Origin of the sequence: Flavobacterium sp., assembly GCF_044369455.1 — a bacterium.
In the GTDB taxonomy this organism is placed as follows: Bacteria; Bacteroidota; Bacteroidia; order Flavobacteriales; family Flavobacteriaceae; genus Flavobacterium.
In genome coordinates this window covers 23,241-41,936 of the sequence record NZ_JBIPLW010000016.1, presented here as the reverse complement: position 1 = coordinate 41,936, position 18,696 = coordinate 23,241, and the positions used below count along the sequence as shown (strand labels likewise).

Sequence of the window (18,696 nt, the reverse complement as noted above, 5' to 3'; positions counted from 1 at the left end):
AGCCAAACCAGTAACATCACTACATTCAAATGTTCTATTTAACGAATTAGCAGCAGTTGTCCATGCAGGTGGAGTAGTATCTTGAATAGTGATTACTTGTGTAAACACAGAAGACGTATTATTACAAACATCTTTAGCCACCCACGTATTGGTATAGGTTCCATTATTAGGACAAGAGCCAGCCGTAAAAGCACCCGATGTTTTGGTATATGTTACGGTTCCGCCACAATTATCAGTTGCAACAGGCGCTAACGCTTGAGCCGCAGCCAAACCAGTAGCATCGGCGCATTGAAAATTAGCGTTCAAAGCATTAGCAGCAGTTGTCCATGCAGGTGGAGTAGTATCTTGAATGGTGATTACTTGTGTAAATACAGAAGATGTATTAGTACAAACATCTTTAGCCACCCAAGTATTGGTGTAGGTTCCATTATTAGGACAAGAGCCAGCAGTAAAAGCACCCGAGGTTTTGGTATACGTTACGGTTCCACCGCAATTATCAGTTGCAACAGGTGCTAAAGCTTGAGCCGCAGCCAAACCAGCAGCATCGGCACATTGAAAATTAGCGTTCAACGCATTAGCAGCAGTTGTCCATGCAGGCGGAGTAGTATCTTGAATAGTGATTACTTGTGTAAACACAGTAGATGTGTTATTACAAACATCTTTAGCCACCCACGTATTGGTGTAGGTTCCATTATTAGGACAAGAGCCAGCAGTAAAAGCACCCGAGGTTTTGGTATACGTTACGGTTCCACCGCAATTATCAGTTGCAACAGGTGCTAAAGCTTGAGCCGCAGCCAAACCAGCAGCATCGGCACATTGAAAATTAGCGTTCAACGAATTAGCAGCAGTTGTCCATGCAGGTGGAGTAGTATCTTGAATAGTGATTACTTGTGTAAACACAGTAGACGTATTATTACAAACATCTTTAGCCACCCACGTATTGGTGTAGGTTCCATTATTAGGACAAGAGCCAGCCGTAAAAGCACCCGAGGTTTTGGTATACGTTACGGTTCCAACACAATTATCAGTTGCAACAGGTGCTAAAGCTTGAGCCGCAGCCAAACCAGCAGCATCGGCGCATTGAAAATTAGCGTTCAACGCATTAGCAGCAGTTGTCCATGCAGGCGGAGTAGTATCTTGAATAGTGATTACTTGTGTAAATACAGTAGATGTATTATTACAAACATCTTTAGCCACCCACGTATTGGTGTAGGTTCCATTATTAGGACAAGAGCCAGCCGTAAAAGCACCCGAGGTTTTGGTATACGTAATATTAGAGGGACCATCAGTATTAGAACAATTATCAGTTGCAATAGGTGCTAAAGCTTGAGCTGAGGCCAAACCAGTGGCATCACTACATTGAATGGTTCTATCTAATGAACCAGCATTTGTAGTCCATGTAGGAGGCGTAGTATCCAAGATAGTAATTACTTGCGTAAACACAGAGGATGTATTGTCACAAGCATCTTTCACAGTCCAAGTATTGGTAATTGTACCTGAGTTAGGACATGACGATGAGGGAATGAAAGCCCCATCAACTTTTATCGGAGCTTCTAAATTGGTATCACAATTATCAGTAGCAACTGGTTCTAAAGCTTGAGCCAAAGACAGACCTTGGGCATCATTACATTGAAGAGTAGTATCTAAAGCATTTGGAGAAGTTATCCAAGTAGGAGCTGTAGAATCTTGAACGATAATGGTCTGTGAAGCCGTTGCCGTATTTCCTGAAGCATCAGTTGCTGTCCAAGTTCTAGTTATAGAATAGGAATTAGGACAATCGCCATTTGTTATAACATTATTTGATGTTAACGTTACAGTACCACATGTATCAGTTGCAGTTGGAGTTGCAAAACTAGGAGTTGCAGGGCAAGAAATTGTAGAAATTCCGGGCAACGCAGAGATTACAGGCGCTGTTGTATCAACAACAGTTATTGATATAGTTGCTATATTACTACAGTTTAATGGATTTAATACTTGACAAATTTTATAGGTAAATGTATACACTCCTGCAGCAATACCTGGTGTAAGATTTACTTCTCCATTTGAACTAAAAGAAATATTTGGATGGCTTCCTGAAAGCAATGTGAAATTTACCAAATTAGCTGGAAATGATACACCATTTAAAGTATCATTTGATAAAACATTACCAATTATTCCCAACGTTGTACAATTTATGTTCGTAAAAGAATCGTTAACAGCAACAATAATTGGAGCACTGACAGTGATTGTTAGCGTTGCTGGGTCACAATTTGTTGTTGGATTTAGTTCTTCGCATAAGTTATACACTATCGTATAAGTTCCAGCAGGTGTTCCAGCAGGTATAGAAACTTGACCTGTATTAGTATCGATAAAAGGAACTGGATTTCCACCAATTGAAGTTGCTGGCGTTGTAACAGTTATGATAACTTGATTTATAGTCGCTTGTATATTATTTAAAGTATCAGAACCACTCCCATTATTGTTTAAAACGTTTCCTGCATTTGGATTTCCTATTGTGCCATTGCCTCCCACTAAAGCATCATCTTGAGCTATAATTAAGGGACATTTTGTAATTGTGAAAGGGAAATTACATCCACTTCCTCCATTTGAAGGAACAGCATAATATGTAATTGTTGAACCCAAGACTAAAGGAATAGGGTTGGCGTCAGTATATTGAATTGAGTCAACAGTTACAGGAAAAGTATCGTAGAATAATGAACCAACCGGAAAATTTGAAGCAATTTGTGATGTTCCTATACTATTGCTAGCACTACAGTAAGAAAAGTGTCTTGTATAATCAGTATTTGTACAGTTTTGAATTTCGTAATTGGTGCTATTAATTGTTATATTAATGGGAGTTGGAATAGGCTCTCCAGAACAGCTACCATTTTGTGTATACCCTTGAATCAAATTTGAATTATTTAGGACTACTTGAGTAATAGCGCCAATGCCAGTGGAATTTCCAACAACAGCTATACTATTTGCACAAGTATCATTATGTAAGATAGAACAATCAGTAGTAGTTAATAATTTAAATGTTAATCTAGCTAACAACGAACTTGAATTAGCAGGCAAAACTAAGGTTCCAAAGTCCCATACTATAGATCCAGTGGCTCCTAAACTAGGATTAAATGAAATATTATTTGGAGTTGGAGTTGTTTGCGGACTAAATATTGTACCCTCAGCACTACCTTGTACATAGGTTGCATTGTATGGTATTGGTACAATTAATTTATAATTATTAATTACTTCTGTCCCTATATTTTTTATATCGACACTATAACCTGCCTCTTGTCCGGGTAATATTGTATAGGGCTGAACCGCTGGTGTACCATTAATACTTGATACCGTGATTACTCCTTCAACTTCCGGTATACTGGCATCAACCGACATAGCAAACATATAAATAGAAAAAGTATCTCCGCTGGTACCATACAAAAAACTAGTTGATGTTTGACTATTTCCAATAATACTGTTGTTAGCATTCGGTATGTTAACAATGCCAATATCAACACCTGTATTATTTACTAAATTTGGATTTCGAATACCTGGTGCTGTTATTGAAGAATTAAAAAAGTTGTCTGGAATTGGGACAACTCCGTTGGTATTTCGACTTAAAGTAGTATAATTATTTGTAGCAAGATTTCTTATTTTAAAAAAATCACCATAAAAACTTACGTCCCCCTCACTAGCCATGAAACCAATTTTCATACCTACGTTTCCAGATTGAACAGTATTAAAGCCTGATAAAGGCAACTCAAAACCTGTAGCCGAATTGCCAGCAGCAACATATGCATATCCATCAAAAATAGTTACATCCCTCCATTTCATTTTATAGTTTTGGTATATGACAATCATACCCCATCCTCCAGAAAAACCAGTTCCGATGGTTTGTCCTCCTTCTAAAAGTGCCATATCAGCAACAGTATATCGGCCTATACCATTCTGTCTTACATAATCAGTTACCTCTGCATATGCTGAATAAATATTGTCTTCTGTACCCGAAGGATAATAAATATCTGAAGCTGCTGCGGTAATATCAGTATATGAACTAGCATTTGGACCTTTAAGTTTAACAATTCTTTTATTAAAAGTTTTTGTGACATTATTTTTTGTTACATTAAATGTTAAGTCTGGTGAACCAGCACCAGTCCAATACAAACCAGCAAAAACAACTGTTGAGCATGATGGGACCGATCCATTTTCAGAAGCATATGTTAAGGTAGAAGACGATGAGTTGAATGTATTTGCATCATTATCTGTATCAACATAAACCATTGCTTGGTTATTATTATTTTGAGTAGCAGAGTAAAATTGAGGTGTTAATGAAGTATTACCTAACATAGCAAAATCTCCTTTCACATTATAAATTGTTCTAGTTGGAGAAGCCGCTGCGGTTCTTTGGGTAAATGCTTTTAATACTTGAGCGTTAATTGTAATAGAAAATCCAAAAAGGATAACTAATAATACAATTATTTGCCTAAGCTTTTTTGCGATTGAGTTGAAGTATAAATTTTCCATAAATTTGCTTTTTATCAATTTCTATCCCCTTTGTCTATTTTATAAAAGAGATTAAATCTACTATCATAATGACCAATGTGACTAGCTATATATTCGCTACTTGTATTGACGTTATATATAAAATAGAGGTATTTCAAATTAGGAAAATTTGAAAAAGGAGCTAAGTCAATAACCGAATTTAATTCATGTTCCGTATTGATTAAAATGGTTACGATTTCAATATTCTGTTTTTCGGTGATGGAATTATTAATTTGTCCCAACGAACTTGCATCTGTGTAGAGATTTGTCGGCGAGTTTCCAAATGTTTTTACTTCACTTTTATAAAAATAGATAGAAGATTGAACTTGAGTTACCAAATCATTTAAACGTTGAAGTTCAATGTTTTTAGAAGGAATAGCAATTGTGCGAGCAGAGCCCGAAGTTCTTGATGATGCTAGCAATGAATTTATTTCAGTCACAACAATTGTTTCATTTTGAACTGATTTTGTGTCTTGTGAAAATACACTAGAATAAATGAAAACTAGCACTACAATGAATAATACTTTTTGTTTCATAGCTTGAGTTGTTTTTTCAAACAAAGAAATTGTTTGATGGTTACTTATTTAGGTTAAATATAAACATTTATTTTATAAAGTCTAGCAAAATCGCTTTAGAATGATAATTTTTTGTTTGATTTTTGGCGCTTATATATTTTGGGCTAAACTATTTTTTCTAAAAATTAATGACAAATTATTAAAAAATAAAATTTTATTCTAAGACATAAATCAAAATGAGAAAAGCATTTTTTTAAATTCTTGAGCATTTTCAACTTTGTTTTTGTGCAAAATTTGCTTGTTTTTTGACATAATAATTTGGGTATTTGGGTTTTTCTTTTTTTTTCTTTCTTATTTTAATACATCGAAATTAAGTCGTTTTATTTAATTGACAAAATAAAACATCGATAAAATGTACAATTATATAGATAAAGTGCATTAATAGGTTATTTTTACAAGAAAAATACTTCAAAAATAAAGAAAATTGTAAACGTTTGTAATATTTTTTATTTATTAACAATACTGATATATACACTTTTTTTTTCAATAAGTTTTTTAAAAGTTTAATTTATTCGAATTTCGATTACTAACATAATAAAATATAATTCAGCACTATTCTTAATGATAGCACTTCATAATAAATATTAATAACCTAAATTTATACTTTCAAAATAAATTAATCAAATCATGAAAGAATTAATTCTTGTTCGGCATGCCAAATCTAGTTGGGAAGCCCCACTTCGAGATTATGATAGACCATTGACAAGCAAAGGTATTCAAGAGGCGCATTTGGTTTCTACATACATTAGTAATCAAATCCCAAATACTTTTTTGATTTGGAGTAGTGCCGCAAAAAGAGCTGCAGAAACGGCAATGATTTTTGCTCAAAACATTTCCTTTCCCTATGAAAGTATTATTTTTAAAGAGGAGTTGTATACTTTTGACGAGATAAAGTTAGAGCAAATCATAAAATCATGTCCTGATCATTATGAACATTTGATTATTTTTGGTCATAATGAAGCGATTACTAATTTTGTCAATAAATTTGGGAGCAGTTTTATTGAAAATGTTGCTACTTCAGGTTTTGTAAGCATTCTATTCGAACAAGAAAGTTGGAAATATATCAGTAACGGAATTACCAAAAAAGTTGTTTTCCCAAGAGATTTAAAATAAGTATGAGCACAGAAAGAGGTTTTCGATATATAGATCGAGAAAAAAGTTGGTTGGCATTTAATGCCAGGGTTTTGCAAGAAGCAGCTGATGAGTCAGTTCCACTATTAGAAAGATTGCGCTTTATTGGTATTTTCTCCAATAATTTAGATGAGTTTTTTCGGGTTCGATTCGCAGCGATTCGGCGTTTAAATTTATCAGGTATTTCAGGAGAAAAAATATTGGGCGGAATTTCGGCACCTCAATTAATCAAAGACATTACGGAAATAGTAATCAAACAGCAAACTGAAAGCCTTAAAATTTTAAATGTAATTGAAAGAGAATTAGTCAAACATAATATTATTATTATAAACGAGAATGAGGTTCTTAGTCAGCACGAGAACTATATAAAAGATTTTTTTATCCAAAAAATAAGCCCTGAACTCGTTACAATCATCTTAAACGACTTAGCAGAATTTCCATTATTAAAAGATGCTTCAGGTTATTTAGCTGTGAAGTTGGTGATGAAAGCAGAATCAAAATCTAAAATGTTAGGTCTGTTGAAAAAAGCTAAATCTGAAACTCGTTATGCTGTTATCGAAATTCCAAAAACCACCAATCGAATAGTAGAACTTCCTCAAATTGAAGGCAAGCAATATTTGATGATGCTCGACGATTTAATCCGTTATAACTTGAGCAGTATCTTCAATATTTTTGATTACGAAAGCATTTCTGCTCATATGATAAAAATTACTCGTGATGCCCAGTTGGATATTGATAGTGATATGAGTAAAAGTATGCTCGAAAAAATTGCAATATCAGTAAAAGATCGACGAATAGGAGAACCCGTTCGCTTTGTTTATGACGAGCATATAGAAAAAGACACACTCAAATTTTTCCTTTCAAAGATGGGAATCGATGCCTCCGATGGAGTAATTCCTGGAGGAAGATATCACAACCGTCGCGATTATATGAACTTCCCAAACTTGGGTAGATTTGACTTATTGTATCCGCCCAGAATGCCACTTCCTGTAGAAGGGTTGTCCTTAGATGGCAGTCTTTTGAATAAAATTGCCCAAAAAGATTATTTGATAAACGCGCCCTTTCAGTCATTTTCCTATTTGATAAAATTTCTTCGTGAAGCCGCTTTAGACCCCAGGGTTACTGCCATAAAAATTACTTTATATCGTTTAGCAAAGAATTCTCAAATCATAAGTTCACTCATTAATGCAGCTAAAAACGGAAAAAAAGTTACCGTTCAAATAGAGCTCCAAGCACGTTTTGATGAAGCTAGTAATATTTCTTATGCAGAACAAATGCAACAAGAAGGGATAGAACTCATCTTTGGTATCAAAGGATTAAAAGTACACAGTAAAATATGCCTGATTGACCGAATAGAAGAAGGCAAACTAAAACGTTATGGCTTTATTTCTACTGGAAATTTTAACGAAACCACGGCCAGAATTTATACCGATTTAACCCTTTTTACAAGCCATCAGCAAATCTTGAAAGATGTTGCTAAAATCTTTGATTTCTTTGATGTTAATTATAGAATTCATCGGTACAAACATTTAATTGTTTCACCTCATTATACACGTTCAAGGTTTAGTAAGTTAATTGATAGAGAAATAAATAATGCAATTATGGGCCGTCCAGCTTACATTAATCTTAAAATGAATAGCATTTCAGATTATCCATTTATTGACAAGTTATACGAAGCAAGTAATGCTGGGGTAAAGATTAAATTGCAAGTTAGAGGTATTTGTTCTCTTATTCCAGGGGTGAAAGGCATGAGCGAAAACATCGAAGCGGTGAGTATCGTAGACTACTTTTTAGAACATACCCGTTCTTATATTTTCTGTAATAATAATAATCCGGAAGTATTCATTTCATCAGCCGATTTTATGACTAGAAACCTAGATGGTCGCGTAGAAGTTACCTGTCCTATTTATGATGACGAGATTAAAAAACAAATTATAGACACTTTCAATATTGGCTGGAAAGGAAATGTCAAAGCACGCTATCATTCAGAAAAATTTGAAAATAAATACCGAATTCGAGAAGATGGAGAGCCTGTTTACCGTGCCCAACACGAAACGTATAATTACTATCGTGATCGTTTGGATTTTTGTGAAATTCCACCCCAAGAAAAAAAGCAATAAGCATTATTAAAGAATGATATCTATAAAAAAATATGCAGCGATTGATATAGGTTCCAATGCTATGCGATTGCTCATCACTAATATTGTTGAACAACAGAACAAAGAAACTCAATTCAATAAGAGTGCTTTAATTCGAGTACCTATTCGTTTGGGGCAAGATGCGTTTACTGTTGGTGAAATCTCAGAAGAAAACATAGACCGAATGGTTGATGCAATGAAAGCATTCAAGTTACTAATGAAAGTTTATAAGGTCGAAAAATACAAAGCGTGCGCTACATCAGCCATGCGTGAGGCCTATAATGGGAAAGAAGTTGTTGGCATAATAAAAGAGCAGTGCGATATAGATATAGATATTATTGACGGAAAAATAGAAGCTACAATAATTGCTTCTTCTGATTTGCACGATTTCTTAAAAACAGACAAAACCTACTTATATGTTGATGTTGGAGGCGGTAGTACCGAATTCTCCTTGTTTACGGATGGTAAAATGATAGCATCCAAATCGTTTAAAATTGGAACTGTTCGTATGTTGAATAATATGGTAACCGACATTGTTTGGGATGAAATAGAAAAATGGATAAAAACAAAAACGGAAGAATTTGAAGAAGTGATTCTTATTGGTTCGGGTGGAAACATAAACAAGCTATTTAAACTATCAGGTAAATTACAAGATAAACCACTTTCATATTTATACTTGAACTCGCAATACCAATATTTAAATTCGTTAACCTACGAACAGCGTATTGCTGAGTTGGCAATGAATACCGATCGTGCCGATGTAATTATTCCGGCAACAAAAGTTTATCTTAATGCTATGAAATGGAGTAAAGCAAGGCAATTATTTGTTCCAAAAATTGGTTTGGCAGACGGAATTGTAAAAGCGATGTATCAAGGAAAGTTGTGACAGAAACTACTTTACTCATTGACCTCCAACCCAAACAAATTACGCATCAATTCCAAATTAGGATTCAGTTCTACCAATCGATTGTATTTTTCCTGAGTGGTATACCTTTTTTTATCAACTAAAGTTTCATTCACTTTAACATGGATGCTAATTTCATGATTGTGTAATTTCCCTCGAAGATAGCCTAATAATTCAGGTTTCTCTTTTTCAAAATCTATTTTAGAACTTTCATTAGGCAATTCATGAATGATGGTTGTACCATCAAGAGTAGGGTCGTTAATTGTTAATAATGATGCTATAATACGAAGCCCTTTGTCTTCCATGCGTTGCGCATATTTTATCCATTGTTCCAACATTTCCGTTTCGCTAAACGGTTCATTTGGCAAATGGATTACCTCTTTCGCTTCCGATTTTTGTGCTTCAGCCATTTCTTTTCTAACACGAATGCTAGCTAAGGATGTAGCGGATACTTTTGCAGTAGTTACAGTAGTGTCGGGTTTCGGGTTTCGGATTTCAGGTTCTTGTACTTTTACAGTTTCGGCTTCTTCAATTCTCAACTCGGAACTTTCAAATCGAATCTCGGAACTCGAAACTTCCAACTCGGAACTTGCAACTTCTATAATTTCTTCAACTTTTGCTGAAGGAGTTTCTGTCGTTTCTTCGACAACAATTTTGGAATTTGGAATTTGGAATTTGGAATTTATTTCAGAAATGGAATAATCATTTCTGCGATAATACGTAGGTGGAATTATAAAGTCAGACTTTTTTTTTTCTCCATCAAAGTTGATAGAGGATATTTGCATCAGCGTGAGTTCAACCAACAAGCGTTGGTTTTGCGAAACTTTGTATTTTAAATCGCAATCATTAGCCAATTCAATTCCTTTTAAAAGAAAATCTTGCGATACTTTTTGTGCTTGTTGTCCGTAGAGCTGTTGTGCCGCTTCACCCATTTCTAATAACGAAAGTGTGACAGGATTTTTGGCAACCAATAAATCTCTGAAATGCGATGCCAAGCCAGCAATAAAATGGTGTCCGTCAAAACCCTTGGCCAATATATCGTTATAGCCCATTAAAACTTCCGGAATTTTATTTTCCAAAATCAAATCGGTCATATTGATATACGTTTCATAATCCAGAACATTCAAGTTCTCAGTTACCGCTTGACGGGTTAAATTGTTCCCACAAAAAGAAACTACTCGGTCAAAAATGGATAAAGCATCACGCATCGCACCATCGGCTTTTTGGGCAATAATATGCAGGGCATCGTCTTCAAATGCTACACCCTGACTTTTCGCTACTTCAGCCAAATGTTCTCTAGCATCTTTCACCGTAATGCGTTTGAAGTCAAAAATTTGACAACGCGATAATATAGTAGGAATGATTTTGTGCTTTTCGGTCGTAGCCAAAATGAAAATGGCGTGCTTTGGTGGTTCTTCTAAAGTTTTCAAAAAGGCATTAAAAGCCGCTAATGATAACATATGTACCTCGTCAATAATGTAAACTTTGTATTGACCCATTTGTGGTGGGATACGAACTTGGTCAATCAAATCCCTAATTCCATCTACACCACTATTAGAAGCGGCATCCAATTCAAACACATTAAAAGCAAAATCTTCATTGGGATCATCATAACCGGGTTGGTTAATTTTACGCGCTAAAATTCGCGCGCAGGTTGTTTTCCCAACGCCTCTCGGACCCGTAAATAGTAGGGCAGAAGCCAAGTGGTTACTTTCTATAGCATTAAGCAAAGTATTCGTAATAGCCTGTTGTCCCACAACGTCTTTAAACGTTTGCGGACGATACTTTCGGGCTGATACTACAAATTGTTCCATAGATTTTTATTGGTTTACAAATATAGAATTTTCAATGACAAATTCAATATCAAAAATCAATAACAATAAGAGAAATTCATATAGTAAATTTTGACTTTGCAATTGTTCTTTGTTATTGCTATTGCAATTGATTACCTTTGCCCCGCAGACCGCCTTATCGTTTTATGCTGAACTCGTTTCAGCATCTTGTGTTTTTAGTTTAATTTCATAAGATTCCGAATCAAGTTCGGAATAAAGAGGAAAGTCCGGACACCACAGAGTAGCATAGCGGGTAACACCCGTCTCTCGTCTTTCGGGACGAGAAGGACCAGTGCAACAGAAAGCAAGTACAGTTCGGCTGTAGTGAAACCAGGTAAACTCTATGCGGTGAAATTCCAAGTATATCGGCATTTAAGGGCTACTCGTCTGTTGTCGAAGGGTAGGAAGCTCGATCTCGTTGGTAACAACGAGACTAGATAAATGATAAGGTCTCGTCCCAAAAGACGAGAACAGAATCCGGCTTATAGGTCTGCTTTTTTTTATATACTACCTCAGTTCGCTGCGCTCGGTTAGGAGCACACGATTTGTCTTTCTTTCATTCATGCTCCCGCCATCCGCACTACATGCCTGCCTGCCGGCAGTCAGGGTAGCTTGCTTCTGTCGGGGCTAAAGAGACGTTTTTTAAACTATCATTATTCCTCTTCATTCTCAACTTCCGTCTGTTCGAGAGCAGTCGAGAACTCAAAAAAAGTAAAAACTGAACCGCCATAGTTTTTTTGGAAAGAATAATTTGCCATGTGGTTTAGCTTTGAATATTTGGAATGTTCTACTACCAGCATTCCTTCTTCGTCCAATAATTCGCTTTCAAAAATCATTTCGATCATTTTTTCAAAATCCTTTTGCGCTAAATTATATGGCGGATCGGCAAAGATAATGTCATAATTACCATGATGCTTTTCTAGAAATTTGAACACATCACTTTTGATGGCAGTAATATCAAACTCAAATTCCTTTGCCGTTTTTTTTATAAAGTTTACGCAACCCATATCGCCATCAACGCACAGAATTGGCGAACAACCTCGTGAGGCAAATTCATAACTTATACTACCAGTTCCTGCAAAAAGCTCCAAAACTTTTAGTTCCGAAAAATTAAAATGATTGTTCAACACATTGAATAACGCTTCTTTGCTCATATCGGTCGTAGGCCTAACGGGGAGGTTTTTGGGAGGTGTTATTCTTCTGCCTTTGTATTTACCCGAGATAATTCTCATGAGTGTAACAAAATAAAATGCTCGCGCTTTTCGGCATCGGTTAAACTACTTTGCATAAAACTCACATCAAACAAATTGGTGTTTCGAACGTATTTATAAGCCATTTTATAAAGTGAATCGTCTACAGCAATTTTGCCTAAAAGCTCTAATTTAAAACTCTCTGGATTCAAATGTAATTGTTCAGCAGTAAATAATATATAGTAAATAAAATCTTCTGGAGTTTTATACTCAAACGTATTGTATAGCTGCAGTTTTTGGTTTTGAATGACTACAATTTCAAAATGAGAATCACTAACGTGAACAAATAGCTGAAGTTCTTCGTTGTTTTTCGAAAAATCTAAAAGTTTGTTCACCAAAATAGTATTGGCATGCTTATAATCAAAAGTACCAAACTGATCAATAAAATAGTTGTTCATATTCACATATGGAATATAGACATTATTCATTTCGTAATTATTCAATTCATCAAAAGCAAAAAAATCGGTTTCAAAAACTTTCGTGTTAAACTGTAGATAACTACCCAAATATTCGGCATCAAACAATGCCGTGGGCACAAAAGTGGAAAGGTTGTTACTATGAATGATAATCACTTGATCATAATCTGCTTTTAACTCTGGATAATTATGAAAAGCTTCTGCAAACAAATCTTCAATTTTAGTCGTAACATTAATTTTGCCCAAGTCAATTTTTTGCAACACCAAAGGCTTATTCATTAAAGTGTCAAACGTAACAAAAGACAAACCGTTCAGCGAAACCTGAATCGCCAGTTTTTTATACATTTTATCAATAACACTGGAGTTTTGCCACATAGTTATTTTGAATTAGTGCGTATGGCAAACTTACAAATTTATACTGAAGCAACATAAGAATTTTAACCACAAAGCGCACTAAGTCATTACACGAGGCGCACAAAGTTTCTTATTGCTTAGTGGCCATTGTGCCTTCTTTGTGTTCTTAGTGTTTAAATTTAGATTTCATTCATTCAAAAAAACTATATTTGAAATTCAATTTCCAGCATAAATCCAAATGACTTCCAGCCAGTTTTACAGTGTATTACAAAAACAGTTTCCGTTTCAACCGACTGTAAAACAGGATATTTTTTTTCAAAAAATTGCCGAATTCTTAACCAATTTAAATTCTGATGAAATTTTTGTGTTAAAAGGATTTGCAGGAACTGGAAAAACAACTGTAATTTCTACCATTGTCAATAATCTGGTTACAATCAATAAAAAGTATGTTTTATTAGCACCTACAGGTAGAGCAGCCAAAGTCATTGCTAATTATTCGAACAAACCTGCGTTTACGATTCACAAGAAAATTTATTTTCCGAAGAAAGGGAAATCGGGTGGCGTTTCGTTTACAATGAAAGATAATAAACACACCAATACGATTTTTATTGTCGATGAATCTTCGATGATTTCGGATGTCAATACCGAATCGAAGTTGTATGAAAACGGATCGTTGCTCGATGATTTGATTTCGTATGTATATAACGGAAATAACTGTAAAATGATTTTGCTTGGCGATACCGCTCAGTTACCGCCAGTGCAACTCGATGTTAGTCCGGCGTTGGATACCGAAAAACTGGCATTACAGTACAATAAAGAAGTTTTTTCTATTGAACTGGATGAAGTGATGCGTCAGGAAGAGTTTTCTGGAATTTTATATAACGCAACGGAATTACGTGAATTAATGAAAAGTCATTTTTTAGATGATTTCAAATTCAACCTCAAAGGGTATAAAGATATTGTTCGACTAACAGATGGTTTTGATATTCAAGACGCCATACAGAGTGCGTATAGCAACTACAGTATTGAAGATACGTGTTTTATCGTTCGTTCTAATAAAAGAGCCAATCAGTACAACCAACAAATCCGCACCAAGATTTTAGACAAAGAAAGTGAACTTTCTGTGGGAGATTATTTAATGGTGGTAAAGAACAATTATTTTTGGTTAAAAGAAACCGATGAAGCTGGATTCATAGCTAACGGAGATATTATCGAAGTGTTGGAAATTTTTGGCTTTAAGGAATTGTATGATTTTAAGTTTGCGAAAGTCAAAATCAGAATGGTTGATTATTCCAATCAGAAACCTTTTGAAACAGTGTTACTGTTAAATACTATTACCAGCGAATCACCATCATTAACCTTTGATGAAAGCAATCATTTGTACCAAGAAGTGATGAAAGATTATGAAGGCGAACCACAATATCGGAAATTTTCAAAGGTAAAAGAAAACGAATATTTCAACGCGCTTCAAGTTAAATTTTCATACGCCATTACCTGTCACAAATCGCAAGGCGGACAATGGAATACTGTTTTTATTGAGCAACCGTATTTGCCCAATGGCGTTGATTTGGATTATATCCGTTGGCTATACACCGCTGTCACGCGTGCTAAGGATAAGTTGTATTTGATTGGTTTTAAGGAAGAGAGTTTTGACAATTAGATTTTACAGGGAATTAATTATATTTGAAGAAATAAATTGTAATGAAAACCATCGCCGTCATTCCCGCTCGCTATGCTTCTACTCGATTTCCTGCCAAACTCATGCAGGATTTAGGCGGAAAAACAGTCATTCTAAGAACCTATGAAGCGGCGGTAAACACCCATTTGTTTCAGGATGTTTTTGTAGTAACCGATTCTATTTTGATTTATGATGAAATCATCAATAACGGTGGCAAAGCAATTATGAGTGTTAAGGAACACGAAAGCGGAAGTGATAGAATAGCCGAAGCAGTTGAAAATTTGGATGTAGATATTGTAGTGAATGTGCAAGGTGATGAACCTTTTATTAATGCAGCACCTTTAGCCAAACTCTTGGAGGTTTTTAGAAATGATTTTGAGCATAAGGTGGATTTGGCTTCGTTGATGTTTCAGATAACAGCTGTTGCCGAAATCGAAAATCCGAATAACGTTAAAGTCGTAACCGACCAAAGTGGTTTTGCTTTATATTTTTCGCGTTCTGTAATTCCGTATCCAAGAGATACAAATGCGGGAGTTCGCTATATGAAACACATCGGAATTTATGCTTTCCGAAAACAAGCCTTATTAGATTTTTATCAGCTGCCAATGAAATCCTTAGAAGCTTCTGAAAAACTAGAGCAGCTTCGCTATTTAGAATTTGGAAAACGAATTAAAATGGTCGAAACCGATGAGGGTAGCATCGGAATTGATACACCAGAAGATTTGGATCAGGCTCGAAAAATGCTTTAAAACTCTTCACTTTCTTGGTCAAAATATCCTTTGTTTTTCATTTTATTCGAAAAGAAATTCAAGAACAAAACCACAAAGGAAAGAAAGAATAATGCTTCAATGCTTACCAAGACTTTTGCATAAGTAGTAACAGGAAAAAAATCACCATAACCAATAGAAGAAGAGGTAATCATACTAAAATAGATTGGGTCAAACCAACTCACAAAAGGCTTGTTCATATGATTGCCGCAGGAATATAATACGCCAAATGAAATTACAATTTCTAAATAATTAAAGAATAATAAAAGCATCGACCTCTTGTAGGAACGTGGTCTCGAAAGCATATCAGAAGCAAAAATTAGAGTTGGAATGTATAACACGGTTTCCAAAAGGAGATAAATCATCAGCCAAATAATGATTTGATAATCTTGCCATCCATTCATTAAAATTAATATAGGAAAAGCAACTTTTAGTAAGATATAAAAATCCATGGCTAGATCTTGATAACCTAACCCTCTTTTTTCTGCTAAATATTTGATATAAACACCCGGGAAGACCAGTTGTGTGATAGCAAGAAATAATCTCATTATTTTTTCAATACCATTATCGTCTTGATGATCGTTATTCCAAATCGCTCGAATATTTAGAATTCGCTTCTGAATTGGGTTCAAATTGAACTTAACTTTATCTTTTTCGGTGATTTTGCCTAGTAAAAGTTTTTTAATAAAAGTCTTCATCATGCTAGTTTTTTTATCGTGAACAACTCGTTATGCACTTCTACTTTCGGATACATTCGCAACGAATAATTTCCTTTAAATTTTGATTTGTAAAGTAAATTTCGGTCTTCTTGAAGTTTACTAATGACCATTGTATTGAACAATATAAATCCATTAAGATTCAGTAAAGAATTGATTCGATTAATAAAAAAATCCTCAAACAAAAAATTAGGCATATTCGTATCCTGAAAAATATCAATGATAATTAAATCATAGGTTTTTTTAGTTTTCAAAACATATTCAAAAGCATCGTCAATTACGATTTCTATATTTGGAATTTTATACAATTCAAAATACTCATTGGCAATTTTTATAACTGCTTCGTCAATTTCAACACCTGTAATTTTCCCTTTAAACTGCACTTCATCAACCAAAGTTTTAATCACACTTCCACCTGCAACACCAAGAAGTAATACACTTTCAAAGGTTCGAATTCGTTCAAAACCTATATATTTCAATCCTTTTCTAAGAATTCTTTGTAGACTTCCATACGAATAGTTGGTACTTTTGCTGTCTAAAACCAATTCGCCATTATTCCAAGTGACTTCTAGCGATTTGCTTATAGCTGAGTTTTTCTTGTATACATTAATTGGAATAAAATAGCTAAACAGTTTTCGTACCATCAATAAATATTTTCTCAAAAGTAAGTCAGAAACACTAAATTTACGAAAAATATTCCAAATGAAAAAGTGGCTTTATCAATTTATTTTTTTAAAATTAATGGGATGGAAAATTATCGGCACTATGGACGGAAACGTCAAAAAAAGTGTTTTGATGGTTATGCCACACACTTGTAATTTTGATTTTTTCCTGGGGTTGTTTTCCCGAGGCATTATAGGATTGGAAATGAATTTTGTTGGCAAAAAAGAATTGTTCAGGTTTCCTTTTGGTTGGTATTTTAGAAGTGTTGGAGGTGCAGCTTTGGACAGAAGTGGTGGAAAAAACAATGTAGATGCTACGGTTGATATTTTTAATTCTAGAGAAGTATTTAGGTTAGCCATAGCTCCCGAAGGTACACGCCAAAAAGTAACCAAACTAAAATCAGGGTTTTATTATATTGCATTAAAAGCCAATGTTCCTGTAATTCCAGTTGCTTTTGATTACGGTAAAAAAGAAGTTAGAGTAGGTGATCCAGTTCCTGTTACAGGTAATTATGAAGAAGATATGAAAATTATATTACCGCATTTTAAAGGCGTTATTGGAAAAATCCCTGAACGAAGTTTTATAGTTTAATGATAAGACAATGAATTATATACACCTACATCAGGATTATAAAGAAGAATCACTTTTTGGACGTTATATTACGCTAGAGGAAATAGAACCATTATTAGCAAAATACGCTACTCAAATAGTGGGTCAATCCGTTTTAGGAAAACCGATTTATACATTAGAAATCGGAACTGGAAAAATCAGAATATTAATGTGGTCTCAAATGCACGGTAACGAAAGCACTACGACCAAGGCACTTTTTGATTTTATGAATTTGTTACATTCCAATTCTGATTTGAGTGTAAAACTAAAGAGTGAATTTACTTTTTGTCTGATTCCGATGCTGAATCCTGACGGAGCAGCATTGTATACACGTGAAAACGCAAATGCAATTGATTTAAACCGTGATGCACAAGAGCAATCGCAACCCGAAAGTGTAGTTCTGAGAAGCGTTTTCGAAACGTTTAAACCAAATTTTTGCTATAATCTTCATGATCAGAGAACTATTTTTGGTGCTGGAAATACAGGAAAACCTGCTACCGTTTCATTTTTGGCACCTGCTTATAATGACAATCGAGAGGTTAATGAAGTTAGAATAAAAGCAATGAATGTGATTGTTGCCATGAATGCAACTTTGCAAAAATATATCCCAAATCAAGTAGGACGCTTTGATGATTCTTTTAATCTTAATTGCGTTGGTGATACGTTTCAGCATCTTAATATACCAACTCTATTATTTGAGGCCGGACATTTTCAAAATGATTATAATCGAGAAATAACTAGGAAGTACATTTTTATTGCATTGCTTTCGGGATTACATTATCTGTACGAAAACGATATAGTTCACAATAAAATTGAGGATTACATGAAAATTCCGCAAAATAAAGTCGTTTTTTATGATTTTGTTTATAAAAATGTTAAAATAAATTATGAAGGTATTGAAAAAAATAGCAACTTTGCAGCTCAGTTCAAAGAAGTTCTAAATAATAAAGAAATAACTTTTGAAGCAGTAATTGCTCAAATTGATACTTTAGATAATTATTTTGGTCATGTTGAGATAGATGCACAAGGTGAACGCTATCATGATGGAAAAAATAATATACCAATTATCGACACAAAAGCTACTTTTAATTTAGGAACAAACATCAAAATAGTTAACGGTACTATAAAGTAGTTGAATTTTCTAT

At 34.5% G+C, this 18,696-nt stretch carries 14 protein-coding genes and 1 other RNA gene; 8 read left to right on the top strand and 7 right to left on the bottom strand.

The features are described from left to right. Together ACIQ2L_RS12490 and ACIQ2L_RS12485 are read right to left on the bottom strand one after the other, a co-directional pair. On the bottom strand, positions 1-4,500 hold a 4,500-nt coding region (locus ACIQ2L_RS12490; protein ID WP_396159296.1), incomplete at its 3' end, for an Ig-like domain-containing protein. Positions 4,501-4,514: 14 nt separating this feature from the next. After that, on the bottom strand, positions 4,515-5,054 hold the full coding sequence (locus ACIQ2L_RS12485) for a hypothetical protein (RefSeq protein WP_396159294.1): 540 nt from the start codon (positions 5,052-5,054) through the stop codon (positions 4,515-4,517). Positions 5,055-5,720: 666 nt separating this feature from the next. Between ACIQ2L_RS12485 and ACIQ2L_RS12480 the strand changes: the two genes are divergently transcribed. Genes ACIQ2L_RS12480 through ACIQ2L_RS12470 form a run of 3 tightly spaced genes read left to right on the top strand, consistent with a single transcriptional unit; the run spans position 5,721 to position 9,248 of the window. Then, a complete protein-coding gene (locus tag ACIQ2L_RS12480; protein WP_396159292.1) occupies positions 5,721-6,206 on the top strand; it encodes a SixA phosphatase family protein in 486 nt (161 codons plus the stop codon). Positions 6,207-6,208: 2 nt separating this feature from the next. Continuing rightward, complete coding sequence (ppk1, locus tag ACIQ2L_RS12475) at positions 6,209-8,344, top strand: polyphosphate kinase 1 (protein ID WP_396159290.1); 2,136 nt, start codon at positions 6,209-6,211, stop codon at positions 8,342-8,344. A gap of 13 nt (positions 8,345-8,357) precedes the next feature. Then, positions 8,358-9,248, top strand: a complete 891-nt coding sequence (locus ACIQ2L_RS12470; RefSeq protein WP_396159288.1) for a Ppx/GppA phosphatase family protein — start codon at positions 8,358-8,360, stop codon at positions 9,246-9,248. Positions 9,249-9,259: 11 nt separating this feature from the next. Here the strand turns inward: ACIQ2L_RS12470 and ACIQ2L_RS12465 are convergent, their stop codons facing one another. Next, positions 9,260-11,080 (bottom strand): DNA polymerase III subunit gamma/tau, encoded by a 1,821-nt coding sequence (locus tag ACIQ2L_RS12465; RefSeq protein WP_396159286.1) that lies wholly within the window; start codon positions 11,078-11,080, stop codon positions 9,260-9,262. A 141-nt stretch (positions 11,081-11,221) separates the two neighbouring features. Here ACIQ2L_RS12465 and rnpB point away from each other — a divergent pair. Beyond that, positions 11,222-11,599, top strand: an RNA gene (gene rnpB, locus ACIQ2L_RS12460) — RNase P RNA component class A. Between the two features lie 152 nt (positions 11,600-11,751). On the opposite strand, the gene rsmD is transcribed toward rnpB, so the two are convergent. Both rsmD and ACIQ2L_RS12450 read right to left on the bottom strand, forming a co-directional pair. Then, complete coding sequence (gene rsmD / locus ACIQ2L_RS12455) at positions 11,752-12,330, bottom strand: 16S rRNA (guanine(966)-N(2))-methyltransferase RsmD (protein WP_396159284.1); 579 nt, start codon at positions 12,328-12,330, stop codon at positions 11,752-11,754. Continuing rightward, positions 12,327-13,139, bottom strand: coding sequence for a DUF3822 family protein (locus tag ACIQ2L_RS12450; RefSeq protein WP_396159282.1), 813 nt, complete (start codon positions 13,137-13,139; stop codon positions 12,327-12,329). Before ACIQ2L_RS12450 ends, rsmD begins: the two co-directional genes overlap by 4 nt. A 217-nt stretch (positions 13,140-13,356) precedes the next feature. On the opposite strand from ACIQ2L_RS12450, the gene ACIQ2L_RS12445 reads away from it, so the two are divergent. Both ACIQ2L_RS12445 and kdsB read left to right on the top strand, forming a co-directional pair. Continuing rightward, positions 13,357-14,778, top strand: a complete 1,422-nt coding sequence (locus ACIQ2L_RS12445; RefSeq protein ID WP_396159280.1) for an ATP-dependent RecD-like DNA helicase — start codon at positions 13,357-13,359, stop codon at positions 14,776-14,778. Between the two features lie 41 nt (positions 14,779-14,819). After that, positions 14,820-15,545, top strand: coding sequence for a 3-deoxy-manno-octulosonate cytidylyltransferase (kdsB, locus tag ACIQ2L_RS12440; protein WP_396159278.1), 726 nt, complete (start codon positions 14,820-14,822; stop codon positions 15,543-15,545). Here the strand turns inward: kdsB and ACIQ2L_RS12435 are convergent. Further along, the gene (locus ACIQ2L_RS12435) at positions 15,542-16,264 is read right to left on the bottom strand and encodes a potassium channel family protein (RefSeq protein ID WP_396159276.1); all 723 of its coding nucleotides are present in this window, start codon (positions 16,262-16,264) and stop codon (positions 15,542-15,544) included. The genes kdsB and ACIQ2L_RS12435 overlap by 4 nt on opposite strands. Further along, the gene (locus tag ACIQ2L_RS12430; RefSeq protein WP_396159274.1) at positions 16,261-16,923 is read right to left on the bottom strand and encodes a spermidine synthase; all 663 of its coding nucleotides are present in this window, start codon (positions 16,921-16,923) and stop codon (positions 16,261-16,263) included. Before ACIQ2L_RS12430 ends, ACIQ2L_RS12435 begins: the two co-directional genes overlap by 4 nt. A gap of 58 nt (positions 16,924-16,981) precedes the next feature. Between ACIQ2L_RS12430 and ACIQ2L_RS12425 the strand changes: the two genes are divergently transcribed. Both ACIQ2L_RS12425 and ACIQ2L_RS12420 read left to right on the top strand, forming a co-directional pair. Further along, on the top strand, positions 16,982-17,533 hold the full coding sequence (locus ACIQ2L_RS12425) for a 1-acyl-sn-glycerol-3-phosphate acyltransferase (protein ID WP_396159273.1): 552 nt from the start codon (positions 16,982-16,984) through the stop codon (positions 17,531-17,533). A 10-nt stretch (positions 17,534-17,543) separates the two neighbouring features. Then, positions 17,544-18,683 carry a M14 metallopeptidase family protein gene (locus tag ACIQ2L_RS12420; protein WP_396159271.1) on the top strand — a complete coding sequence of 380 codons (1,140 nt, stop codon included), beginning with the start codon at positions 17,544-17,546 and terminating at the stop codon, positions 18,681-18,683. The last annotated feature ends 13 nt before the right edge of the window (positions 18,684-18,696 follow it).